This window comes from Mesorhizobium sp. (assembly GCF_004962925.1).
Taxonomy (GTDB): domain Bacteria; phylum Pseudomonadota; class Alphaproteobacteria; order Rhizobiales; family Rhizobiaceae; genus Mesorhizobium.
This window is the reverse complement of the sequence record NZ_SUEO01000497.1, coordinates 1-239: the sequence shown is the minus strand read 5'-3', so window position 1 is coordinate 239 and position 239 is coordinate 1. Positions and strand designations below refer to the sequence as shown.

Sequence of the window (239 nt, the reverse complement as noted above, 5' to 3'; positions counted from 1 at the left end):
CGGCACGCCCGAACCGGGCAAGATCGGCACGACCTTCTCGCATGGCTGCATCCGATTGACCAATTGGGATGCCGAAGACCTCGGCTCCATGGTGCAGCCGAGCACGAAAGTCGAGTTCAAGAACGGGATGGCCGACGCCGTCGACGAGCTGGCTCAGTAGCGAATGAATGGCAGCAGACCTGAACTCGCAGGATATTCCTGAGGAAAGTGCAGAATTGGACGCAGTGCGTGCTTCGCGC

Annotated in this window: 1 protein-coding gene; it reads left to right on the top strand. The window is 59.8% G+C overall.

Annotation, left to right across the window (positions count from 1 at the left end; all coding sequences use genetic code 11):
• Positions 1 to 160, top strand: a 160-nt coding sequence (locus E5W87_RS35865; RefSeq protein WP_292408802.1) for a L,D-transpeptidase, incomplete at its 5' end; no start/stop codon positions are given.
• Positions 161 to 239: the final 79 nt, after the last annotated feature.